This window comes from Agrobacterium sp. CG160-95 (assembly GCF_053521725.1).
The window spans coordinates 886531-908960 of the sequence record NZ_JBNWDU010000001.1; the positions used below are offsets into that span (position 1 = coordinate 886531).

24 protein-coding genes are annotated in these 22430 nt (G+C 57.1%); 18 read left to right on the forward strand and 6 right to left on the reverse strand.

Annotated elements, in window-relative coordinates; translation table 11 throughout:
- Positions 1-195: 195 nt before the first annotated feature.
- From ACQZ63_RS04420 to motA, 6 genes are all read right to left on the reverse strand, one after another.
- Positions 196-633 carry a hypothetical protein gene (locus ACQZ63_RS04420; RefSeq protein ID WP_113555503.1) on the reverse strand — a complete coding sequence of 146 codons (438 nt, stop codon included), beginning with the start codon at positions 631-633 and terminating at the stop codon, positions 196-198.
- A 5-nt stretch (positions 634-638) separates the two neighbouring features.
- Positions 639-1721 (reverse strand): flagellar biosynthesis protein FlhB, encoded by a 1083-nt coding sequence (gene flhB / locus ACQZ63_RS04425; protein ID WP_003515096.1) that lies wholly within the window; start codon positions 1719-1721, stop codon positions 639-641.
- A gap of 126 nt (positions 1722-1847) precedes the next feature.
- Entirely contained in the window at positions 1848-2891 is a 1044-nt protein-coding gene (gene fliG, locus ACQZ63_RS04430) for a flagellar motor switch protein FliG (RefSeq protein WP_003515095.1), read from the reverse strand.
- Between the two features lie 27 nt (positions 2892-2918).
- On the reverse strand, positions 2919-3458 hold the full coding sequence (gene fliN / locus ACQZ63_RS04435; protein WP_003515093.1) for a flagellar motor switch protein FliN: 540 nt from the start codon (positions 3456-3458) through the stop codon (positions 2919-2921).
- A 64-nt stretch (positions 3459-3522) separates the two neighbouring features.
- Complete coding sequence (locus ACQZ63_RS04440) at positions 3523-4482, reverse strand: FliM/FliN family flagellar motor switch protein (RefSeq protein ID WP_162763583.1); 960 nt, start codon at positions 4480-4482, stop codon at positions 3523-3525.
- A complete protein-coding gene (gene motA / locus ACQZ63_RS04445) occupies positions 4479-5351 on the reverse strand; it encodes a flagellar motor stator protein MotA (protein WP_003515090.1) in 873 nt (290 codons plus the stop codon). The genes ACQZ63_RS04440 and motA overlap by 4 nt, the downstream gene beginning before the upstream one ends.
- A gap of 184 nt (positions 5352-5535) precedes the next feature.
- On the opposite strand from motA, the gene ACQZ63_RS04450 reads away from it, so the two are divergent.
- From ACQZ63_RS04450 to ACQZ63_RS04535, 18 genes are all read left to right on the forward strand, one after another.
- On the forward strand, positions 5536-6315 hold the full coding sequence (locus ACQZ63_RS04450; protein WP_003515087.1) for a DUF1217 domain-containing protein: 780 nt from the start codon (positions 5536-5538) through the stop codon (positions 6313-6315).
- A 1-nt stretch (position 6316) separates the two neighbouring features.
- Positions 6317-7051, forward strand: a complete 735-nt coding sequence (flgF, locus tag ACQZ63_RS04455) for a flagellar basal-body rod protein FlgF (protein WP_111790171.1) — start codon at positions 6317-6319, stop codon at positions 7049-7051.
- A gap of 11 nt (positions 7052-7062) precedes the next feature.
- Entirely contained in the window at positions 7063-8469 is a 1407-nt protein-coding gene (gene fliI / locus ACQZ63_RS04460; RefSeq protein WP_003515084.1) for a flagellar protein export ATPase FliI, read from the forward strand.
- A gap of 3 nt (positions 8470-8472) precedes the next feature.
- Positions 8473-9045 (forward strand): hypothetical protein, encoded by a 573-nt coding sequence (locus tag ACQZ63_RS04465; protein WP_013635475.1) that lies wholly within the window; start codon positions 8473-8475, stop codon positions 9043-9045.
- A 238-nt stretch (positions 9046-9283) separates the two neighbouring features.
- Positions 9284-9676, forward strand: a complete 393-nt coding sequence (flgB, locus tag ACQZ63_RS04470) for a flagellar basal body rod protein FlgB (protein ID WP_003515082.1) — start codon at positions 9284-9286, stop codon at positions 9674-9676.
- A 3-nt stretch (positions 9677-9679) separates the two neighbouring features.
- Positions 9680-10099: a flagellar basal body rod protein FlgC gene (gene flgC, locus ACQZ63_RS04475; protein ID WP_003515081.1), complete on the forward strand. Its 420-nt coding sequence runs from the start codon at positions 9680-9682 to the stop codon at positions 10097-10099.
- Entirely contained in the window at positions 10096-10431 is a 336-nt protein-coding gene (locus ACQZ63_RS04480) for a flagellar hook-basal body complex protein FliE (RefSeq protein WP_003515080.1), read from the forward strand. Before flgC ends, ACQZ63_RS04480 begins: the two co-directional genes overlap by 4 nt.
- A gap of 122 nt (positions 10432-10553) precedes the next feature.
- A complete protein-coding gene (flgG, locus tag ACQZ63_RS04485; RefSeq protein WP_003515079.1) occupies positions 10554-11342 on the forward strand; it encodes a flagellar basal-body rod protein FlgG in 789 nt (262 codons plus the stop codon).
- 20 nt (positions 11343-11362) lie between these two features.
- A complete protein-coding gene (flgA, locus tag ACQZ63_RS04490; protein WP_013635474.1) occupies positions 11363-11851 on the forward strand; it encodes a flagellar basal body P-ring formation chaperone FlgA in 489 nt (162 codons plus the stop codon).
- Positions 11848-12969: a flagellar basal body P-ring protein FlgI gene (locus ACQZ63_RS04495; protein ID WP_003515077.1), complete on the forward strand. Its 1122-nt coding sequence runs from the start codon at positions 11848-11850 to the stop codon at positions 12967-12969. Before flgA ends, ACQZ63_RS04495 begins: the two co-directional genes overlap by 4 nt.
- Entirely contained in the window at positions 12966-13502 is a 537-nt protein-coding gene (locus tag ACQZ63_RS04500; RefSeq protein WP_003515063.1) for a MotE family protein, read from the forward strand. Before ACQZ63_RS04495 ends, ACQZ63_RS04500 begins: the two co-directional genes overlap by 4 nt.
- Entirely contained in the window at positions 13499-14215 is a 717-nt protein-coding gene (flgH, locus tag ACQZ63_RS04505; protein WP_003515062.1) for a flagellar basal body L-ring protein FlgH, read from the forward strand. The genes ACQZ63_RS04500 and flgH overlap by 4 nt, the downstream gene beginning before the upstream one ends.
- A gap of 28 nt (positions 14216-14243) precedes the next feature.
- A complete protein-coding gene (locus ACQZ63_RS04510) occupies positions 14244-14744 on the forward strand; it encodes a flagellar basal body-associated FliL family protein (protein WP_013635471.1) in 501 nt (166 codons plus the stop codon).
- The gene (fliP, locus tag ACQZ63_RS04515; RefSeq protein WP_003515060.1) at positions 14741-15478 is read left to right on the forward strand and encodes a flagellar type III secretion system pore protein FliP; all 738 of its coding nucleotides are present in this window, start codon (positions 14741-14743) and stop codon (positions 15476-15478) included. The genes ACQZ63_RS04510 and fliP overlap by 4 nt, the downstream gene beginning before the upstream one ends.
- Before the next feature lie 373 nt (positions 15479-15851).
- Positions 15852-17084 carry a flagellin N-terminal helical domain-containing protein gene (locus ACQZ63_RS04520; protein ID WP_080799401.1) on the forward strand — a complete coding sequence of 411 codons (1233 nt, stop codon included), beginning with the start codon at positions 15852-15854 and terminating at the stop codon, positions 17082-17084.
- A 398-nt stretch (positions 17085-17482) separates the two neighbouring features.
- Positions 17483-18715, forward strand: a complete 1233-nt coding sequence (locus ACQZ63_RS04525; protein ID WP_080799404.1) for a flagellin N-terminal helical domain-containing protein — start codon at positions 17483-17485, stop codon at positions 18713-18715.
- Positions 18716-18969: 254 nt separating this feature from the next.
- Entirely contained in the window at positions 18970-20205 is a 1236-nt protein-coding gene (locus ACQZ63_RS04530) for a flagellin N-terminal helical domain-containing protein (protein ID WP_080799407.1), read from the forward strand.
- Between the two features lie 397 nt (positions 20206-20602).
- Positions 20603-22405 (forward strand): hypothetical protein, encoded by a 1803-nt coding sequence (locus ACQZ63_RS04535; protein WP_448799092.1) that lies wholly within the window; start codon positions 20603-20605, stop codon positions 22403-22405.
- Positions 22406-22430 lie beyond the last annotated feature (25 nt).

Sequence of the window (22430 nt, forward strand, 5' to 3'; positions counted from 1 at the left end):
TTAACAAATCGTTAATTCGATAGGTACCAAACAACAACGCTGATTTGCAAGGCGTTCCTTGCCTTCACAGGCCGGTTTTGCATAAACCGACACGCTTCAGGCAAGGTCGGGTGAAAAAGTGCCCGAATCAAGCCATCGCGCCCGCGAATTCGGAAGGCGCAATGGATAATATATGAAAATGTCCGCTGGACTGGTTCAGGCAGCTTCGCCCTGGCGGGTCGACACGAATCGGGCAGCCGTCAGGCTCTGACGGAGAAATTCGGTGTTCTCGTCCGGATTTTCCGAAGGGTTCTGAAACGAAACATGATTGATCTCGACCGCAGCATGCTCGTTGGCCAGAATCAATTGCGCATAAACCGTCGCGCCGTGCGGTTTCAGTTCGAGATCGAGGACGATCTCCGGCGCCCCTTCCCATTCGAGCCTGTATTCGCCACCGGCACCGAAATTGATCGTGCCCGGATGATAATAAAGCTCCGCGGCCGACGAGACGAGGTCGGCAATGCTGCCGTAGCACTCGAATCTGAGCAATGAAATCAGGTCGGCCGGATCGAGCAGGCGCAGTTCGGTGGCGATCGGGTTGATCGCCTCTGCGACGATCATTTCCCGCTTTTCAGAATAGGCGGATTTTTTCATTGGTTTTATTGAACCCGTATTTTCGATGACTTCATGGCGTAAACCCGATGAACGAGCTCAGCTACAGCCTTGTAAAAAGCTGGTGGAATCACACTATCGATCGAGACTTGCGCAAACATGGAGCGTGCGAGCGGCGGATCTTCAAAAACGGGGATATTATTTTTTTCCGCAATCTCGCGGATTTTCAATGCGATAAGGTCCTGACCCTTGGCAACGACGACAGGCGCGTCGCCTTCTTCGCGAACGTAACGCAACGCCACTGCAAAGTGTGTCGGGTTGGCAATCACCAGTGTCGCGCGCGGCACATTGTCGATCATGCGGCGGCGGGCGCGGTCACGGGCGACCGAACGCTGACGGGCTTTGACCACCGGGTCGCCCTGCGATTGCTTGTACTCTTCCTTCACCTCATGCTTCGTCATTTTCAGCTGGCTGAACCAGTGGTGGCGCGTCCACAAAAGGTCTACGGCGGCAAGCAGCGCGGTCGAAAAGAGAATCACGACCATCATCTTTTTGGTGAGCTCGACAACCCTGACGAAAATAACCTGCGGGTCGGAGAACATCAGGTCGATGAGACTGTAGAAATCGCCGCGCAGAGACAGGAACATGATGATCGAAACGATCAAGATCTTGAACAGCGATTTGCCGAATTCCACAAATCCCTGCTTGCTATAGATGCGGCCGAACCCCTTTGCGGGCGAGATGCGCGACCATTGCGGACGCACCCTCTCAAGCACCGGCGACGGCAGGTTCTGGAAAAACGAGGAGGCAAGGCCGAAGACGATGAACATGATCATGGCCGGCATGAGCAGATAGGCCATGGACGTGCCGAGGAAATAAAGCAGCGACAGGGCATCCGGCCTGGTGCTGAGGTTCCATTGTTCGGGCTGGCCGAACAGGTCCTTCAGCGTTACGCCGAGGCGACCGGCGCCGTCGGGCAAAAAGAAAACCAGATAGCAGTAAAAGGCGAGCGACGAAGCAAAGATCGGCACCTCGCGGGAAAAGGGAAGATTGCCCTTTTCCGCCGCATCACGGAGTTTTTTCTCCGTTGGGTCTTCTGTTTTACTGTCCTTGTCCTGATCGTCTGCCAAGGCACGTTCCCGGGATAAAAAAAGGCCCGCCGATCGCGGCAGGCCGTCATTCCGAAACTAGCGCCCGAGACCGGCCATCGCAATGGCCGGCATTACCTGTAAGGCGGGTTATCAACCGGCTTCCGCTCAGGCTGCTGCGGATTGTTCCTCTGTGGAGGCTTCCTTCAGCTGAATCTGACCGGAATTGGCCAGCCGGATCGCTTCCTGCGCCACGGCGCGCCGTGCAATCGCCACTTCGCGGGTGTTGATGGAAGCCTGCGGCACGGCGAGGTCCGATTCGATCATGCGGCGCTGGCGCGGGCTGATGCTGGACAGCACACATTCCTTGATTTCCATGGTTGCGCCACGCAGCGCCATGGTGAGAACGTCCGCCGAGACATCGTTGAGCAGCAGGACGCGGCTGCGCTGCGGCATGAACATGAGATCGTCGAAGAGGAAGATCTTCGGCTTGACCTTGTTGGCAGCTTCCTTGCTGAGCGTTTCGAGCGAGCTGAGCAGCGTATCGACCTGCGGCTTTTCCATTTCGTTCATCAGGTCGGCAACCTTCGTGGAGCCGCCCGCATTGCGCTCTGCTTCGATCTCGTTGATGAGGTTTACCACACGCTTCTCGATGATCTGGGCAGCCGTGGGGCTGACTTCCTTCATGTTCACCGTGCGGTTCATGATATCGGCGCGCTGCTCTTCGGGAATGGTCAGAAGGACCTTGGCACCGAAGGACGAGGGCAGCATGGAGAGGATATAGGCGATGGTCTGGGGATGCTCGCGCAGCAGGAACTTGCCGACGAATTCCGGCTCCGCTTCCTGCAGGCGATCCCAGATCGACGCTTCATAGGCCTGGAAGGCTGCACGACGGCCGAGAAGGCTGTCCACCTCCTCGGGTGTCAGGCCCTCTTCGAGAATGCTTTCGATCGCCTTGGCATTGTCCATCAGACCCGTTCCTTCCGTGAACAGGTCTTCGAACTCCGCCACGATCTGGGCGAGTTCGTCAGGGGGAATGACACGCAGCGTCTGGGCCGAGGAAATGATCATCTGCAATTCGTGCTGCGTGAAAAATTTCAGCAGCTTGCCGGCGACGCCCTTGCCCATGGCAAGAAGCACCGCGGCCGCCTTGTCGGCCTGAGACAACGGCTTCCCTGCCAGCGGGTTACCGAAATCCTCGAAGTCCATCATGGTCTTTCCTCTCCGTCCCCACAGGGATCAGGCTTTTCTCGTACTCATTACTTCAATCAATTTTACGCCGAAGCGCGTATCGTCGTCTTCAAGTACCGTTATTTCACCGCGCGCAATACGGCGGCCATTCACCATGATCTCGACCGGTTCACCGATCTTGCGGTCAAGCGCGATCGTTGCACCCTCTTCAAGGCTCATCAGACCCGAGACGAGCATGCGGCTGGTGCCGAGAACGATCTGGACATCGATCGGGATATCCATGATCAGGTCCATATTGTCGGACAGGCCACTGCCGAGCGGCGCCTTGATGCCCGCGACCTGTGGGGTGGCCGCGAAATCGTTCATAGCAAAATCGCCCGCTCCGCCACCGAAGGCGGAAAGGTCGCTGTCGGCGGAAGCGTCGTCAACGCTCCCGAAATCCCCAAAGTCGCCAAAGTCGGACAGCGAACCTTCCGCATCCGTCTTGAGGACGCCACGCAGATCGCCGATAGCCTGGTCGAGCTCACCGCCATCTTCAAGCGACGGCAGCGCCATATCATCGGTCACAGGTGTTTTCTTCGTAGCCATGCGCTGATTATTCCCTTTGAAACTTGCGTCAGCCTGCCCAGAACCCAAAAAAGGTGGACAGGTTTTAACCCATCAGATGTCGCAAGATCTCGTCGTCCGTGCTGACATTGTTCTTTACCCGAACCATGTAGCGGTCGCCGGACTTGCCGAATTCACAATTATAGAGCTTGGAGCCGTTGGCGCTGACCTCGACGCCGATGTCGTCCTGCTTCAGATCCTGAAACGGAATGACGTCGCCGGCCACCAGCCTGGAGATCGTCCGCAGGGTCAAGGTTTCGAGCTTGATCCGCGCCTCAAGCGTTACCTGCGATCTCTTCACCTGCTCAGAGATCAAATCCACCCATTCCGCCTGCTTCTTCAGCGCCTGGGCTGAAGCCTTGGGAGCGGCGATGGAGGTCTTGAGCAGGGGCCGCTGCGGCACGATCAGCGCGAATTCCGAAGAAACCTTGCCGATGGCGATCTTCATGCGGACTGTCACGCCGTAGAGGCCGGCGATCATCTCCTCGAAGGCGCTTTTTCCATTGGCCGTAAAGGGCGGGTCGATCGTCGCCTCGAAACCGCCCGGCGCGTTGACGCCCGACCGCAGGACACCCCCGATGCGCCCGAGAACCATGGCCGCCAGGTCGAGTTCGATGTGGGACAGGTTGCGCTCGTCCGGCTCGCCGATGGTGTCGGCGGCGGCGCCCAGCATGCGCTCCATGAGCGCGATGACGAAGCCGTTGCCGACCGCCATCATGAAATTGGGGCACCAGTTGCGCAGAGAACAATCCGCAACCGAGAAATTGCCGCCGATATTGGCGATGAGATCGGTCATCAGCCCCGATTCGGAGCCGATATATTCGACGTCTATCGCAATGCCGGTCTCGCTGTGAAAGATATCAGGCAGGAATTCGCTGTAGAGATGGCCGATATCGGAACCGACCTTCGCGATTGTCTTGCGGTCGGAAAGCCCGCCGGTAAGTTTCGCGAGCAGCGACGTGTCGATGACGGGTGCTCTTTGCTGTGCAGCTTTAGCCATGGTCATGCCGCCTTGTTTTCGCCGCCGGGGTTCATCATCTCCTGTTCAACGGCGTCGATGGACGGCCGCTCGTAGTTGGAGATGGTCTTGCGCCCGTATTCAAGCGCGACCTGCGGCACCGAGCCGTTCATGTAGGCGATCAGCGTCTGCTTGACGATGATGTAGAGGCGGTGCTGCTTGGTGCGGACGATCTTGACCTGCGAAGCGAGCGGGTTGCAGATCGAATAGGACAGGATGATGCCGAGCATGGTGCCCACCAGTGCGGCGCCGATGAGGCCGCCCAGCACTTCCGGTGATTCGTTGATCTTGCCCATGGCCTTGATGACGCCGAGAACCGCCGCGACGATACCGATGGCGGGGAAGGAATCGCCCATGGTGGTGATCGCGTGGTAAGGTTTCAGCTTGTCGTGCAGGATGGTCTCGATTTCCTCGTCCATCAGTGCTTCGATTTCGTGGCTGCGCGCGTTGCCGATGATGATGAGGCGGACGTAGTCACAGATGAACGACGTCAGCTCCTTGTTTTTCAGCACCGAGGGTGCGCTCTGGAAGATCGAGGATTCTTCCGGATTGTCGATATGCGCCTCGATCTCGTTGCGCGATTTCGTGCGCAGGTCGCGCATCAGCGAATAAAGTACGCCGAGTACGTCGAGATAGTTGCGCTCCTTCGGGACCGAGTGCTTGAAGGCCTCGCCGAGCGCCTTGCCCGAATCCTTCACGACCTTCATCGGGTTTGCCATGATGAAGCCGCCGAGGCCGGCACCGCCGATAATCAACAATTCGAACGGCTGAACCAGCACGTCCAGATGGCCGCCCATCGCCATGTAGCCGCCGATGATGCAGCCGAAGGTGATTATAAGTCCAATTACAATATTCATTGATCGACCACGCCCGAACAGTGTTCCATGCCGCCATCTCTAGAAAATGTGGCTTGCGTGAACCTGTCCGCGGAGCCTCTGTCCCTCGTCACTGCAGCCAGTTTCGCACAAGCAACATCCGGCATTATCCCGACAAAGGCGGACGTGCGCCTTGGTATCGGGATCAAACGAGAGCGGCGGTTCAGTGACTTCCACCTACACCAGCTACAGACTGATCAGTCAGGACATCGGCAAATCGCTTGAGCGTGTGTCGAAGCAACCCGACGTGGCGCGCGAAACCGAATATTACCGGTCGAAGATCGGCAGCGTGAAATCCGTCGACGACTTCATGGCCGATACCCGTCTTTACAATTATGCGCTGAAAGCTAACGGCCTCGAGGATATGGCGTATGCGAAAGCCTTCATCCGCAAGGTGTTGACCGAAGGCACGGCTGACAAGAACGCCTTCGCCAACAAGCTTTCCGACAGCCGCTATTCGGACCTTGCGAAATCGCTCGACTTTGCAAGTCTCGGTGCAGCGGCAACTGCGACCGAAGCGGCCCAGTCCGGCATCATCAGCAAATACACCCGCCAGACGCTGGAGCAGGAGGCGGGCGGCGACAATAACGGTGTTCGGCTTGCTCTTTACTTCGAGCGCAAGGCACCAACGATCAAATCGGGTCTCGATTTTCTAGCCGACGACGCGCTCGCGCAGGTGTTCCGCACCGCCTACAACCTGCCTGACGAAATTGCGGCAGGAAGCGTCGAAAAACAGGCCGCGCTCATCGAAAAATCCATCAATATCAAGGATCTGCAAAATCCTGAAAAGGTCGGCAAGCTGCTCGAGCGTTTCACCATCATGTGGGAAATGCAAAATCCCTCCACGACCTATGATCCTCTGGCCGTTTTCGGCTCCTCCAGCGGCTACGGCATTTCCCCGGACCTGCTGATCTCCATCAACTCCCTGAAACTCGGAGGCAAATGATATGCAATCCGGACTATACGTCGCCCTTTCCTCGCAGATTGCGCTGGAGCGTCGTCTCACCACCATTTCCGACAATATGGCGAATGCGAACACGGTGGGTTTCCGCGGTTCCGAAGTGAAATTCGACGAAATGGTCGCCAAGAACCACAATGACATGAATGCCAAGGTGGCGTTCGTATCGCAGGGTAACGACTATCTCTCCACCCGTCAGGGCGCCTTCGAACAGACTGGCAATAGTTTCGATTTCGCCATCAAGGGCGATGCCTGGTTCGCGATGGACACGCCAGACGGCCAGATTCTGAGCCGCGACGGGCGTTTCACCATGCGCCCGGACGGCGCGCTCATCTCCTCAAGCGGTTATCCGGTTCTCGACGCCGGCGGCGGTCCCATCCAGCTCAATGCGAATGGAGGCCCGATCACCGTCAGTCTCGATGGCGCTATCAGGCAGAACGACAACATCGTCGCCACGCTCGGCATCTTCCAGGCGGATTTCTCGAAAGGCTTCCTGCGTCATCCCAATAGCGGCGTGAAGCCCGTGGCCCCGCCGACGCCGGTCGTCAACAATCACGAGGTCGGCGTCGTTCAGGGTTATCTAGAGCAGTCGAACGTCAACGGCATTTCCCAGATGACGCAGCTCATCCAGGTCAACCGGGCCTTCGAGAGCATTTCGTCGTTGATGCGCGATAGCGAATCCACTTTCGGCGATGCCATCAAGACGCTTGGCGGCGCACGTTAAGGAACTGAGCGATGACAATGCCGGAATCCACGCTCACGGTCGAGGCGATTTCACCGAAGCTCGCCCAGCTGGCCAGCCTTGCCGGACACTATGCCGATCCGGAGTTTTCGGTGGCGCCGGGCGGCCATGTCCGCACCATCGCCGCCGGACACTACACGGTTTCCGGCCTGTCGCGGCATGTGAGGCTGGGCGAGTTCGTCGCCCATCGCAGCGCGACCGGTATCCATCTCGGCGAAGTTGTGCGCGTGGAACCCGATATCTGCTACGTCTGCCCCATCGAACCGGGCGAGCCGATTGGCATTCACGACACCGTCATCCGCAAGGGTGCCTTCCGCGTTGCGCCTGACGACAGCTGGTGCGGCCGCACCATCAATGCGCTTGGCGAACCCATCGATGGCAAGGGTCCGCTTGCATCAGGTACGGAGCGCCGTCCGATTTCCAGCAATGCACCGCCGTCGATGACGCGCAAGCGGGTGGAGACGCCTTTCAAGACGGGTGTCCGGGCAATCGATATTTTCTCGCCTCTCTGCCTTGGCCAGCGTCTCGGCATTTTTGCGGGGTCAGGCGTGGGCAAATCCACGCTGCTATCGATGCTTGCCAAGGCCGATGCCTTCGACAAGGTCGTCATCGGGCTTGTCGGCGAGCGCGGTCGCGAAGTGCGCGAGTTCATCGAGGATACGATGGGCGAGAATATGGGCAAGTCCGTCGCCGTTGTCGCGACCAGCGACGAAAGCCCGATGCTGCGCAAGATGGCGCCGCTTTCGGCTGTCACCATTGCCGAATATTTCCGTGACAGGGGCGACAACGTCCTTCTTATCATCGACAGCGTGACCCGTTTTGCCCATGCGATCCGCGAAGTGGCGGTCGCTTCGGGTGAACCGCCGGTGGCACGCGGCTATCCGGCCTCGGTCTTCACCGAATTGCCGCGCCTTCTGGAGCGGGCGGGACCCGGCGCCGAAGGCAGCGGTACCATCACCGCCATCGTCTCCATTCTGGTGGACGGCGACAACCACAACGATCCGATTGCCGATTCGACCCGCGGTATTCTCGACGGCCACATCGTGCTGGATCGCAGCCTTGCAGAAGAAGGCCGCTATCCTCCGATCAATCCTCTGGCCTCGATCTCGCGTCTCGCCAAGAAGGCATGGACACCGGATCAGGAAAAGCTGGTGTCGCGTCTGAAAGCGCTGGTGCACCGCTTTGAGGAAACGCGGGATCTGCGCCTCATCGGCGGTTATCGACCCGGCACCGATCCCGATCTCGACATGGCGGTGAAACAGGTTCCGATCATCTATGAAACGCTGAAACAGCTTCCGAATGAACCCGCGGCGCAGGACGCTTACGCCGATCTGGCGACCGCGTTGCGCGGTGGAGTGCAAAATAATCAGCCACAGGTAAACCCGAGAATGAGAGGCTGACCCGTGAAAAAGAAACAGATCGACAAGATCGACGATAGCGACCTCGAGAACGTACAGCCGCAGCCTCCCTTCTTCACGCCCGACCGTATTCTGGCGTGGACGGGAATAGGACTTGCCGCCGCCGCCGCATTTTTCCCCTGGTACGTGTTCTTCAACGAGGACAAGTTTGGAATGAGAGTGGCAGACGGCGACCGCACGCGCGACCTGCCCCATACCGGTCCGCGTGAAGTCTTCAGCGTTTCGCCCCTGGCCATGACCAATCGCAACAAGGAAGACGCGCCAGCCCCCGGCGAATTGCCGGACATGCTGACGACGGCGACGGTCAGCGAAAAGGGTAAGGAAAAGCAGAACAATCTCGCCGCAGGGCTTGAAGACCAGCCCTTCCCCGGCCAGACCTCCTTCCGCCTGCTGCATGTCTCCAACGGCCGCGCCCTCATCGAGGACGGATCGGGCATGTATATGGTACGGGTGGGCTCCACATTGCCCGACAATGCGCGCCTGACCAAAATCGAGCAGCGCGACGGCGAGTGGATGATAGAGACTTCTTCCGGTAAAACCTATCATCCCGAGAAGTAGCCAGACCGGCACTCTGCTGAAGTCTGCTGCCGTCGCCGGATCCAGTCCGGCAGGACGGAGACGTCTTCGCAATTCACTATTCGATCCCATGGCGTGCCGCATTTAACGGCGCGCCATTTTTGTTTTCGCAATCGCCTTCGGGATCAGATTCTCCAGTGCTTCCGCACCTACGCGCCTCACCGCAAGTCTGACGCAAGATTAGCACCGTAGGTTCGGGCCATACGAGATGGAGAAGTCTATGCAACCGATTCAACTGTTCGATCTGGCCTCCCGCCAAGCGGAATGGCTGAGCGTGCGGCAGGAAGTCGTGGCGACCAACATCGCCAACGCCAACACACCCAAGTTTCACGCCAAGGATGTCAGTCCTTTCGAAGCGGTCATGCAGGCCACCAGCCAGCAGGTCGGCATGGCAAAGACCCATCCCGCCCATTTCGGTGCTAGCGAGCTCAGCGAAAATATCGCGGTGCGCGACAACCCGATCAATAACGAGATCGGCATGCAGGAGTCCGGCAATTCGGTCGCGCTTGCCGAGGAAATGACCAAGACCGGCGAGATCAAGCGGCAATACGACCTGAACGCCAGTCTCGTCAAATCCTTCCATCGCATGATGCTGATGACGGTAAAGAGGTAAACCATGGATCCCTTGAGTGCGGCGAGCAAGATCGCGGGCAGCGGCCTGGAAGTGCAGTCCACCCGACTGCGTATCGTTTCGGAAAACATTGCCAACGCAAGATCGACCGGCGACACGCCTGGCGCCGACCCCTATCGCCGCAAGACCGTGACATTCGGCTCCGAGCTTGACCGCGTAAGCGGCGTGCAGCGCGTGACGGTAAAGAAGCTTGGCGTCGACCGCGGCGATTTCGTCCATGAATACGACCCCGGCAATCCGGCCGCCGACACCAGCGGCATGGTCAAGATGCCGAACGTCAACGTTCTGATCGAAATGGCGGATATGCGCGAAGCCAACCGCAGCTACGACGCCAACCTCCAGGTCATCCGCCAGACACGCGACCTCGTCGCCTCCACCATCGACCTTCTGAAAGCATCGCAATGATCGACGGCATCAAACAACTCGGTTCCCTCTCGCTCACGCGTGGCACGAGCAACGTCTCTTCGCTGACCGACAGCATTTTCGGCAGCCAGCAGACGACGCCCGCCCAGCAGACGGGCGCAAGCTTCGCAAGCGTTCTCGGCAATATGTCGACGGATGCGATGAACAACCTGAAGAAGGCGGAAGTGGCCTCCTTCGAAGGTATTCAGGGCAAGGCAAACACACGCGAAGTGGTCGATGCCGTGCTTTCGGCCGAGCAGTCGCTGCAAACGGCCATCGCGTTCCGCGACAAGATCGTGTCGGCCTATCTCGACATTACCAAGATGCAGATCTAGAGCGCGTCCGGTTTGAAGCCAATCGTTGGCCGCGCTCTAGGCCTTTGTTTTTAAGCAATTTCCGGACGTAGAACCGCTCCGCGCCTTTACTGGAAATGCTCTAGCCCTGCAGGAAAAATGACATGAGAGCTCTTGCCATCGCTGCCACCGGTATGGACGCCCAGCAGACCAATCTGGAAGTCATTGCCAACAACATCGCCAACATCAACACCACCGGCTACAAGCGCGCGCGTGCAGAGTTTACCGATCTTCTGTACCAGACCGAACGCATGCAGGGTGTGCCGAACCGTGCCAACCAGGCGATCGTGCCTGAGGGAGCGAATATCGGCCTCGGCGTGCAGACTTCCGCGGTGCGCAACATCCACACCCAGGGCAACCTGATCGAAACCGGCAACAAGCTCGACGTGGCAATCATCGGCCAGGGCTGGTTTCAGATCGAGGCGGCCGACGGTTCGACGCTCTACAGCCGCGCCGGCGCCTTCAACAAGAATGCTGACGGCAACCTCGTGACGGTTGATGGCTACAATGTCATCCCGAACATCAATATCCCGACCGACGCGCAGGACATCACCATCACCCGCACGGGTCAGGTGACCGCCCGCATCGGTAACGCTGCGGATTTCACTGAACTCGGCCAGTTGACCATCGCCAACTTTGCCAACGAGGCGGGTCTGAAGCCGCTCGGCGACAACCTCTTTTCCCAGACGCCGGCCTCCGGCGCCGCCGTTATCGGCGTGCCTGACGATCCGAGCTACGGCTACATCAAGCAATCCTACCTCGAAGGCTCGAACGTCGATGCCGTCAAGGAAATCACCGACCTCATCACGGCGCAGCGCGCCTACGAGATGAATTCCAAGGTCATCACCACCGCTGACGAAATGGCTTCGATTGTCAGCAAGAACCTGAAGTAAGAACGGAAAGGCAGGCGGACATGAGGTTTGGCCGGAAACATAGCAGCTGCAGAACGGCACTCGTCCGTATGTGCCTTGCGTCTGCCTTTTCACTGGGTGCCATGGCACCCGCTTTTGCACAGGCACCGACGGCGCTGGTTCCTACTCGCACGATCTATCCGGGCGAGACGATCACGCCCGAACAAGTGAAGCCGGTGGAAGTGACCAACCCCAACATTTCCGCTGGTTACGCGAGCGATATCAGCGAAGTGGAAGGCATGATCTCCAAGCAGACATTGCTTCCCGGCCGCACAATCCCCATTGCAGCGCTTCGTGAACCGTCACTTGTGGTGCGCGGCACGAGCGTCAAACTCGTTTTCCACATCGGCAACATGACGCTGATGGCATCCGGAACGCCCATGAGCGACGGCTCGCTCGGCGAGGTCGTAAGGGTACGCAACATCGATTCCGGCGTGATGGTCAGCGGTACCGTCATGAAGGACGGAACCATTCAGGTTATGGCGAAATGAAAGTGCTTCGTATCCTCTGTGCGGCTCTGGTCATTTCGGCCCTGCCCTTCATCTCGACGCCGCCAGCCCAGGCAGACACGTCCCGTATCAAGGATATCGCATCCCTGCAGGCCGGACGCGACAACCAGCTGATCGGATATGGTCTCGTCGTGGGCCTACAGGGCACCGGCGACAGCCTGCGCTCTTCACCCTTCACCGAACAGTCCATGCGCGCCATGCTGCAGAACCTCGGCATCACCACGCAGGGCGGCCAGTCCAATGCCAAGAACATCGCCGCCGTGATGGTGACGGCCAACCTGCCGCCATTCGCCAGCCCCGGCAGCCGTGTAGACGTGACGGTCAGCTCGCTCGGCGACGCCTCCTCGCTTCGCGGCGGCAACCTCATCATGACATCGCTTTCCGGTGCAGACGGGCAGATCTATGCGGTCGCTCAGGGAGCACTGATCGTCAACGGCTTTTCGGCCCAGGGCGACGCAGCGACATTGACGCAGGGCGTCACGACCTCGGCGCGCGTGCCGAACGGCGCGATCATCGAGCGGGAACTGCCGTCGAAATTCAAGGATTCGGTCAATCTGGTCCTTCAGCTGCGCAATCCCGATTTTTCGACCGCGGTGCGCGTCGCAGATGTCGTTAACGCCTTTGCCCGCGCCCGTTACGGCGATGGCATCGCCGAACCGCGCGATTCGCAGGAAATCTCGGTGCAGAAGCCCCGCACCGCCGACCTGACGCGGTTGATGGCGGAAATCGAAAACCTGACGGTCCAGACGGATACGCCGGCGAAAGTCGTGATCAACGAGCGCACGGGCACGATCGTCATCGGCGCGGATGTGCGTATTTCCCGCGTGGCGGTGAGCTATGGAACGCTGACCGTGCAGGTGACGGAATCGCCGCAGGTCATCCAGCCGGCGCCCTTCTCGCGCGGCGAGACGGCGGTGCAACCGCAGACGGATATCATGGCACTGCAGGAAGGCAGCAAGGTCGCCATCGTCGAAGGCCCTGACCTTCGCACGCTGGTTGCCGGTCTCAACAGCATCGGGCTCAAGGCGGACGGCATCATCGCCATTCTGCAAGGCATCAAATCCGCCGGCGCCCTTCAGGCGGAGCTCGTGCTGCAATGATGGAACTTCAGAAGAAAACTGCTTTCAGGAACGGCTTTACCCGGTTCGCGGCCATTGCCTCGCTGCTTTTCCTGCTGCCCGCCGCCGGCGCCGAAAGCCAGCAAAACGTGGTGTCCGAACTCAGCACGCAGGATGAAATCCAGAAATTCTGCACCAATATTGCCGATGCGGCCCGCGACCAGCGCTATCTCATGCAGAAGCAGGAGCTGGAAAAGCTTCAGGCTGACGTCAACGAGCGCATTTCCGCGTTGCAGGACCGCAAGGCGGAATATGAGGACTGGCTGGCACGCCGCAATCATTTCCTCGAGCAGGCGAAAAGCAATCTGGTCGATATCTACAAGACGATGAAGGCGGATGCCGCAGCACCGCAGCTCGAGAAGATGCATGTGGAAATCGCGGCTGCCATCATCATGCAGCTTCCGCCGCGCCAATCGGGCCTCATCCTCAGTGAAATGGATGCTCAGAAAGCCGCAATCGTCGCCGGCATCATGTCGCAGGCAATCGACAAAAACACTTCGAAGGATCCTTCATGACCCCGCGTCTTCCGGCCCTCCTCCTGCCGCTTGCCCTGCTTGCCGGCTGCCAGAACAACCAGACCCTGAAGGAAATCGGCAACGCTCCCGCGATGAGCCCGATCGGCAGCGGCCTGCAATTCAGCCAGACGCCGCAGATGGGCATGTATCCGAAGCAGCCAAAGCACATGGCGAGCGGCTATTCGTTGTGGAGCGACAGCCAGGGTGCGCTGTTCAAGGATCTACGTGCGCTTAACATCGGCGACATCCTGACCGTCAACATCCAGATCAACGACAAGGCCGATTTCGACAACGAAACCGAGCGCAACCGTACTAATTCCAGCGGCCTGAACTGGAAGGCAAAGGCGGAAATCTTAGGTTGGACGCCGGAGGCAGATTCCAACATCAAATACGGCTCCGATACAGACACCCAGGCCAAGGGCAAGACCAAGCGTTCCGAAAAGCTGACGCTGATGGTGGCGGCCGTGGTGACCGGCATTCTCGAAAACGGCAACCTCATCATCAGCGGTTCGCAGGAAGTGCGCGTGAATCACGAAATCCGCATCCTCAACGTCGGCGGTATCGTCAGGCCGCAGGATGTCGATGCGCAGAACATGATCTCCTACGAGCGCATCGCCGAGGCGCGCATCTCCTACGGTGGCCGCGGCCGCCTGACGGAAGTGCAGCAACCCCCGGTCGGTCAGCAGGTCGTCGACCTGTTCTCGCCGCTCTGACGCCGACATGCGAAAGCGGGACTGACCCATGGAAAACGAACAGACTGAGGGCAAGAAAAAATCCTCGCCGATGGTCATGACCATCGCTGGCGTTGCAATCCTCACCCTGCTGGGTGCGGGCGGCGGCTGGTTCGTGGGCGGCATGGTCGCCCCGAAGATCGCCGGCGCCGAGGCGCATGCCCCGGCTGCCGCTGGCGAACATGGCGAGAAGAAGGGCGAGGGCATCGATAAAATCCCGGCAGAGGCGAACGGTATCGTCCAGCTCGATCCCATCACCACCAACCTTGCATACCCCTCCACGAACTGGGTGCGGCTTGAAGTGGCGCTGATGTTCAAGGGTCCGGTAGAGGTCAATCTCGCGGAGGATATCCATCAGGATATCATGGCCTACGTCCGCACCGTTTCCCTTCAGCAGCTGGAAGGCCCGCGCGGCTTTCAATATCTTAAGGATGACATTCAGGAACGAGTTGACCTGCGCTCTCAAGGGCGCGTATCCAAGGTCATGTTCCGGACCTTTGTCATCGAATGATTCGATTTCTTGTTACCATCGCTGTTCTTCTGGCTTTGCCGGGCCTTGCCAACGCCCAGCAATTTCCGACCGATCTGTTCAATACACAGATAGACGGATCCGTCGCCGCATGGATCATTCGCACCTTCGGCCTTTTGACGGTCTTGTCAGTCGCGCCGGGCATCCTGATCATGGTCACAAGCTTTCCGCGCTTCGTGATCGCCTTCTCCATCCTGCGCTCCGGCATGGGGCTTGCCTCGACCCCGTCGAACATGATCCTCTTGTCGATGGCGATGTTCATGACCTTCTACGTCATGTCGCCGACCTTCGATAAAGCCTGGACAGACGGCGTGCAGCCGTTGTTGCAAAACCAGATCAACGAACAGCAGGCCATTGGGCGCATCGCCGAACCCTTCCGCACCTTCATGAACGCCAATACGCGCGACAAGGATCTGAAGCTGTTCGTCGATATCGCCCGCGAGCGCGGACAGGTCGTGATGACCGACAATGTTGTCGACTACCGCGTGCTCGTTCCGGCCTTCATGCTTTCGGAAATCCGGCGCGGTTTCGAGATCGGTTTCCTAATCATCCTGCCGTTTCTGGTCATCGATCTCATCGTCGCCACCATCACCATGGCCATGGGCATGATGATGCTGCCACCCACCTCGATTTCCCTGCCGTTCAAGATCCTTTTTTTCGTGCTGATCGACGGCTGGAACCTGCTGGTCGGCAGCCTTGTGAGATCGTTCAACTGACGGCAATTGTGCCGAAATAATCTTCGTTAATCCTGTTTGTTAACCCCGCAGCCCCACGGCTGCGGGGTTTTTGCGTTTTAACCCTTTAGTTACCGTTTTTGCTAGGGGTCGGATAACTATAATTTTAAATTAAAAACTTACCAATTAAATATACTTCGCAGTAACCATAAGTATTTTCTAGTACTTCTTAATCCTCAAATTAACAATTGGACAATTCTTTGCTGCCAAGTTCTCCCTACACACAACGGGTTTGGTTTCCAGAGACAAGTAATTCGGAACCGAGTGGCATGAAGCCGAAACGTTGTGACCGGTAATACAAAGTCCGGAATGTCCCCAACTCCAGTATCTCGTAAAAACAAGGGACACATTTATTATGGCAAGCGTTCTCACAAACATTAACGCAATGTCTGCTCTTCAGACGCTGCGTTCGATTTCTTCCAACATGGAAGACACCCAGAGCCGTATTTCCAGCGGCATGCGCGTTGGTTCGGCTTCCGACAACGCCGCTTATTGGTCTATCGCGACCACCATGCGCTCGGACAATGCCTCGCTTTCCGCTGTTCAGGATGCAATTGGCCTCGGTGCCGCCAAGGTCGATACCGCTTCGGCGGGTATGGATGCGGTTATCGATGTTGTAAAGCAGATCAAGAACAAACTGGTCACTGCTCAGGAATCTTCTGCCGACAAAACGAAGATTCAGGGCGAAGTCAAGCAGCTTCAGGAGCAGTTGAAGGGCATCGTTGATTCCGCTTCCTTCTCCGGTGAAAACTGGCTCAAGGGCGATCTTTCCACGACGACAACCAAATCAGTGGTTGGCTCCTTCGTTCGTGAAGGCGGTACCGTATCGGTCAAGACCATCGATTACGCTCTGAATGCTTCCAAGGTTCTGGTGGATACCCGCGCAACGGGCACCAAGACCGGCATTCTCGATACTGCTTATACCGGCCTTAACGCGAACACGGTGACGGTTGATATCAACAAGGGCGGCGTGATCACCCAGGCCTCCGTCCGCGCCTATTCCACGGACGAAATGCTCTCCCTCGGCGCAAAGGTCGATGGCGCAAACAGCAACGTTGCTGTTGGCGGCGGCTCCGCCTTCGTCAAGGTCGACGGCAGCTGGGTTAAGGGTAGCGTCGTCGCTGCGGCCTCCATCACCGCATCAACACCAGTCGCTGGCAAGTTTGCCGCCGCTTACACCGCCGCTGAAGCTGGTACTGCAGCTGCTGCCGGTGACGCCATCATCGTCGACGAAACCAACAGCGGCGCCGGTGCGGTAAACCTCACCCAGTCGGTCCTGACCATGGATGTCAGCTCGATGAGCTCGACGGATGTCGGCAGCTACCTCAAGGGCGTGGAAAAGGCTCTCACCAGCCTGACGAGCGCTGGCGCTGAACTCGGCTCTATCAAACAGCGCATCGATCTGCAGGTTGATTTTGCTTCCAAGCTGGGCGACGCTCTCGCAAAAGGTATTGGCCGTCTCGTTGATGCTGACATGAATGAAGAGTCCACTAAGCTTAAGGCTCTTCAGACGCAGCAGCAGCTGGCTATCCAGTCGCTCTCCATCGCAAACAGCGACTCGCAGAACATTCTGTCGCTGTTCCGTTAAGACATGACATTCCCCTAACCCTTCCAGGGCTGGGGCTACAATCCAGATCAGGTGCGCGGGGGCTGACCAAGCACTTGGTGGAATAATGCAGTAGATGGCTGGAGGCTGAACCAGCCATGCACGTGAAAGGCCGCATCTTTTGACGAAGATGCGGCCTTATCATTATCTTAAGGTCCTTACGATACGCGCGCGCACGCAAGGGTTGATAAATAAAATCAAAAGATGCTGATTTTTGCTGCGGCTTAGGGCTTCATTAACCAAAGAGAGATTAGCTAAGGCCATCGAAACGGCGGGCTAACCTTTAAAAATCAGCAGGTTAGCGAGCATGATGCTGCACGCCGTTCCCGGTGAAACCGGAATGTCCCTTCTTTAATCAGCCATTCAAGGGGCACTATATTATGACGAGCATTCTCACCAACGCTGCAGCCATGTCGGCTCTCCAGACCCTGCGCACAATCGGCCAGAACATGGAAAATACCCAGGCCAGCGTTTCTTCAGGCCTGCGGGTTGCCTCAGCTTCCGATAACGCAGCCTACTGGTCGATCGCAACCACCATGCGCTCCGACAACGGCGCCCTCTCCGCAGTGCAGGACGCACTCGGCCTCGGCGCTGCCAAGGTCGACACTGCTTCGGCGGGTATGGAATCGATCATCGATGTCGTGAAGCAGATCAAGAACAAGCTGGTTGCAGCGACCGAAGACGGCGTTGACAAGGCCAAGATCCAGGGCGAGGTCAAGCAGCTTCAGGACCAGATCAAGGGTATCATTGATTCCGCTTCCTTCTCCGGTGAAAACTGGCTCAAGGGCGATCTCTCGACAACGACAACCAAAACTGTCGTCGGATCCTTCGTTCGTGAAGGCGGTACCGTATCGGTCAAGACTATCGGTTACACTCTGGATGCTTCCAAGGTTCTGGTGGATACCCGCGCAACGGGCACCAAGACCGGCATTCTCGATACCGCATACACTGGCCTTAATGCCAACACTGTGACAGTCGACATCAACAAGGGCGGCGTCATCACGCAGGCCTCCGTCCGCGCCTATTCCACGGACGAAATGCTCTCCCTCGGCGCAAAGGTCGATGGCGCAAACAGCAACGTTGCTGTTGGCGGCGGCGCAGCCTTCGTCAAGGTCAATGGCAGCTGGGTACAGGGTAGCGTCGTCGCTGCGGCCTCCATCACCGCATCAACACCAGTCGCTGGCAAGTTTGCCGCCGCTTACACCGCCGCTGAAGCTGGTACTGCAGCTGCCGTAGGTGACGCCATCATCGTCAACGAGACCAACAGCGGCACTGGCGCGGTCAACCTCACCCAGTCCGTGCTGACCATGGACGTCAGCTCGATGACCCTGACCGATGTCGGCAGCTACCTCAAGGGCGTGGAAAAGGCCCTCACCAGCCTGACGAGCGCGGCCGCCGAACTCGGCTCTATCTCCATGCGTATCGGTCTTCAGGAGGACTTCGCTTCTAAGCTTTCCGACTCGATTGACAAGGGTATCGGACGTCTCGTTGATGCGGACATGAACGAAGAGTCCACTAAGCTGAAGGCTCTGCAGACCCAGCAGCAGCTGGCAATCCAGTCGCTCTCCATCGCAAACAGCGACTCGCAGAACATATTGACGCTGTTCCGTTAATCGCAACGGCACCAAAAATCAGGCCGCGCTTTTTCGAAAGCGCGGCTTTTTTATTTTTTGTATTGCCGCATTTATTAATTTTTCCAACACCTGCTTTAGCCTTTTGTTAACCAGTCGCAACTTACAACAATCCCATCGAAACGATTGGTTAACCAAGACGAAGAAAAGGTTGACAGGCATCACGCCGCACTTTCGTTCCCCGGCGGTATCCGGAATGTCCCTTCTTTAATCAGCCATTCAAGGGGCACTATATTATGACGAGCATTCTTACAAACACCGCAGCCATGTCAGCTCTTCAGACGCTGCGTTCCATCGGCCAGAACATGGAAAATACCCAGGCCAGCGTTTCTTCGGGCCTTCGTGTTGCGACAGCTTCCGATAACGCAGCCTACTGGTCGATCGCAACCACCATGCGCTCCGACAACGGCGCCCTCTCCGCAGTGCAGGACGCCCTCGGCCTCGGCGCTGCCAAGGTCGACACCGCTTATGCAGGTATGGAATCAGCGGTTGAAGTCGTAAAACAGATCAAGAACAAGCTGGTTGCCGCAACCGAAGACGGCGTTGACAAGGCCAAGATCCAGGGCGAGGTCAAGCAGCTTCAGGACCAGCTCAAGGCCATCGTTGATTCCGCTTCCTTCTCCGGTGAAAACTGGCTGAAAGGCGACCTCTCCACAACGACAACCAAGTCTGTCGTCGGATCCTTCGTTCGTGAAGGCGGTACCGTATCGGTCAAGACTATCGGTTACACTCTGGATGCTTCCAAGGTTCTGGTGGATACCCGCGCAACGGGCACCAAGACCGGCATTCTCGACTCCATTTACACCGGCCTCAACGCTAACACTGTGACAGTCGACATCAACAAGGGCGGCGTCATCACACAGGCCTCCGTCCGTGCCTATTCCACAGACGAGCTGCTCTCCCTCGGCGCACAGGTCGATGGTGCCAACAGCAACGTTGCTGTCGGCGGTGGCGCAGCATACGTCAAGGTCAACGGTGCGTGGGTACAGGGTACCGTCGTCGCCGCGGCCTCCATCACTGCGTCCACACCAATCGCTGGTAAGTTTGCCGCAGCCTACACCGCCGCTCAGGCTGGTACCGCAGCTGCCGTAGGTGACGCCGTCATCGTCAATGAAACCAACAGCGGCACTGGCGCGGTTAACCTCACGCAGTCGGTCCTGACCATGGACGTCAGCGCCATGACCTCGACTGATGTCGGCAGCTACCTCAAAGGCGTGGAAAAGGCCCTCACCAGCCTGACGAGCGCGGCCGCCGAACTTGGTTCGATCAAAATGCGCATCGATCTTCAGGAGGACTTCGCTTCCAAGCTTTCCGACTCGATTGACAAGGGTATCGGACGTCTCGTTGATGCCGACATGAACGAAGAGTCTACCAAGCTGAAGGCTCTGCAGACACAGCAGCAGCTGGCAATCCAGTCGCTCTCCATCGCCAATACCAGCTCCGAGAATATCCTGTCGCTATTCCGCCAGTAAGCGGCGCCCGTTGGCTACGGGCGGTTTCGTCCCGCTCTGGCAGCAACAGAATATTCGGAAATGGAAACCGCGCTTCGCAAGAGGCGCGGTTTTCACATTTACCGAGACCAGTGCAGAATGCGCGAAAAAGCAAGCCAACATCGTGGACAAGACCCACCGGCACGTTGCGTAAATTTCTGATTTTATTGGGGAAAATGGTGCTGCTAGAGAGATTTGAAGTTTCTCAAATCTGCCATATGTATTCGTAAAAACAAAAGCTTATGAGGTGCTCGCTGTTTTGCACTGTAGCACCTTACTGTAGCATTTACCAGACTGTATAAATTGTTAGCAAATTCCCGCCTTCAAGACCTCTCAATTTTGGAAGGCGCCCAGTTGGAGCAGTGGATAAATCCTGTAGTTGCGTTCGCCTATCCTTAGAGCCTTCGATGAGATTATTGACGAATTCGAAAAATTTCCTCCGAGGGTCACGGACCTACTGTCCTACCAGCGCACCCGAGATGAGCTACAAGACATCTTAATTCGTTTTCTCGTGTCGATGGATAGCTCCGGTGAAGGTGCTTACATGCCTGAGTTAGGCGGGCTGGAGCAAGATGGGCAGGCTCGCGAGTTAATCGCGGACCTCCCGGAAGGCGGAAGGCCGCTTGAGCCAGATGACCGTTACATGTGCGCGAGATTTATCAAGCATCTCATGCGAACAAGGCCGGAGTTCAGCACCCACCTAGCAAGATTAGCATCGATCGCGCTGTTAACAGAAGTCGTCGAAGATTTCGTAAAGCCTACGCATGTTGAGGAAAACGTTGAACTTACCATTGCGCTAGATGCACCTATAGCATTGGATTTTCTCGGATGTTCTGGAACGGCCTTTCAAGAAGACATACAGGCGATAGTGAGACCGTTACAACGGATTGGCGTGAAATTCATTGTGTTTCCAATAAGCTGCGTTGAAATGCAGCGAAACCTTCGTAGCATGCTGGCGCTTCCACCTGAGCAACGGCGTGGATACACCCACAACGCGCTAATCAAGCGTGAGGTAAGCATCGATTTTGTTCAAGCAGTTGCCAATAATCCTGAGCGCGCGCTTGAAAATGCGGGCATATTAGTAAGGCCGATTGCCTTAGACGCTTTTCCTCATTCCCACCGATATTTCACAATGGAGCAATACGAAGATTTGTTTTCGTCAATCACGTGGGGCAACCTCGTGGCGGCTAGAGAGCACGACGCAACTTGCACAGCTCTGATTATGCGTCTACGCGAAGCTCAACATAGCAGTGATATTTTCAAGTGCCGATACATAATGGTTACTAGAAACTCGGCATTTGTCCGTCACGCGCGAAAATATTGCCTTCAAAGTCGGATGATTAATCAGGTCCAAGAAGGGCCTATTATGTACCAGCGCGAACTTGCGACGTTAGCGTGGCTTCGCACCGGCCTCGGTGTGGAGGAGACGATACCTCGCGGTCATCTCATCACTGTTTGTGATCGCGTTTTACAAGTGCGGCCTGAGGTAAGAAATGCCGTTGCTGCTCAGCTTGCAAAAATAACTCCGGCCCGCCTTGAGCAGTTGAACCTTCTTATGCAAGACGCGCGGAGCGTCCAAAAACTAGCAGATCAAACGCTTAACGATGAGAGAGTAGTGACGGCTGACAATGTCGAACACCTGCTGGATGTGATGCGCGAAGCTACGGCAGAAGAGCTAAAAGAACGCCATGCCGCTGAACTAGAATCTGCGCATTCCGCAGCTTTGGAGGCCCAAACAACTGCGAGCTTGCAAATATCCGAGCTGGAGCAGCAACTGGAAAACGCGCGGCGAGAAAAACTCGAACAAGAAATTCGCTTGGGGAAACAACTCGAAAACCTAGTTCAGACCTTCAATTCAAGAGCCACGATCGTTCAACGTGTTGTAGTCACGGCAATGCTGTTTTTCGGACTGTTGGCGACAGTAAATTATTTCACCCACTATCTTGAAGGGTTCGTCTTTTGGACCGTCCTTGGCATAGTTTTGGGAACGATCGGCCTTGTAAGGACTGCTTACGGGCTTCTTGAATACCCAATGCCGGGGTTGAAAACCCTCATCAATAAGATGGCGCATCGTTTTCTTGAGCAGCAAGCACTCAAGCTGCACATCCCCGTGGACGTAATACACCAGAATGTGCGGGTGTCGGGTGATAGGCTAGTTCTGGAAAAGACTGAACCAGCGTAACCTTGTTTTTCGCCCGCTGTGTCCG

Coding starts and splice junctions, on each gene's coding strand:
- ACQZ63_RS04420 (WP_113555503.1), bottom strand. CDS start 633: ATGAAAAAATCCGCCTATTCTGAAAAGCGGGAAATGATCGTCGCAGAG.
- fliG (WP_003515095.1), bottom strand. CDS start 2,891: ATGATGGACTTCGAGGATTTCGGTAACCCGCTGGCAGGGAAGCCGTTG.
- fliN (WP_003515093.1), bottom strand. CDS start 3,458: ATGGCTACGAAGAAAACACCTGTGACCGATGATATGGCGCTGCCGTCG.
- ACQZ63_RS04440 (WP_162763583.1), bottom strand. CDS start 4,482: ATGACCATGGCTAAAGCTGCACAGCAAAGAGCACCCGTCATCGACACG.
- motA (WP_003515090.1), bottom strand. CDS start 5,351: ATGAATATTGTAATTGGACTTATAATCACCTTCGGCTGCATCATCGGC.
- flgF (WP_111790171.1), top strand. CDS start 6,317: ATGCAATCCGGACTATACGTCGCCCTTTCCTCGCAGATTGCGCTGGAG.
- fliI (WP_003515084.1), top strand. CDS start 7,063: ATGACAATGCCGGAATCCACGCTCACGGTCGAGGCGATTTCACCGAAG.
- flgB (WP_003515082.1), top strand. CDS start 9,284: ATGCAACCGATTCAACTGTTCGATCTGGCCTCCCGCCAAGCGGAATGG.
- flgC (WP_003515081.1), top strand. CDS start 9,680: ATGGATCCCTTGAGTGCGGCGAGCAAGATCGCGGGCAGCGGCCTGGAA.
- ACQZ63_RS04480 (WP_003515080.1), top strand. CDS start 10,096: ATGATCGACGGCATCAAACAACTCGGTTCCCTCTCGCTCACGCGTGGC.
- flgG (WP_003515079.1), top strand. CDS start 10,554: ATGAGAGCTCTTGCCATCGCTGCCACCGGTATGGACGCCCAGCAGACC.
- flgA (WP_013635474.1), top strand. CDS start 11,363: ATGAGGTTTGGCCGGAAACATAGCAGCTGCAGAACGGCACTCGTCCGT.
- ACQZ63_RS04495 (WP_003515077.1), top strand. CDS start 11,848: ATGAAAGTGCTTCGTATCCTCTGTGCGGCTCTGGTCATTTCGGCCCTG.
- ACQZ63_RS04500 (WP_003515063.1), top strand. CDS start 12,966: ATGATGGAACTTCAGAAGAAAACTGCTTTCAGGAACGGCTTTACCCGG.
- flgH (WP_003515062.1), top strand. CDS start 13,499: ATGACCCCGCGTCTTCCGGCCCTCCTCCTGCCGCTTGCCCTGCTTGCC.
- ACQZ63_RS04510 (WP_013635471.1), top strand. CDS start 14,244: ATGGAAAACGAACAGACTGAGGGCAAGAAAAAATCCTCGCCGATGGTC.
- fliP (WP_003515060.1), top strand. CDS start 14,741: ATGATTCGATTTCTTGTTACCATCGCTGTTCTTCTGGCTTTGCCGGGC.
- ACQZ63_RS04520 (WP_080799401.1), top strand. CDS start 15,852: ATGGCAAGCGTTCTCACAAACATTAACGCAATGTCTGCTCTTCAGACG.
- ACQZ63_RS04525 (WP_080799404.1), top strand. CDS start 17,483: ATGACGAGCATTCTCACCAACGCTGCAGCCATGTCGGCTCTCCAGACC.
- ACQZ63_RS04530 (WP_080799407.1), top strand. CDS start 18,970: ATGACGAGCATTCTTACAAACACCGCAGCCATGTCAGCTCTTCAGACG.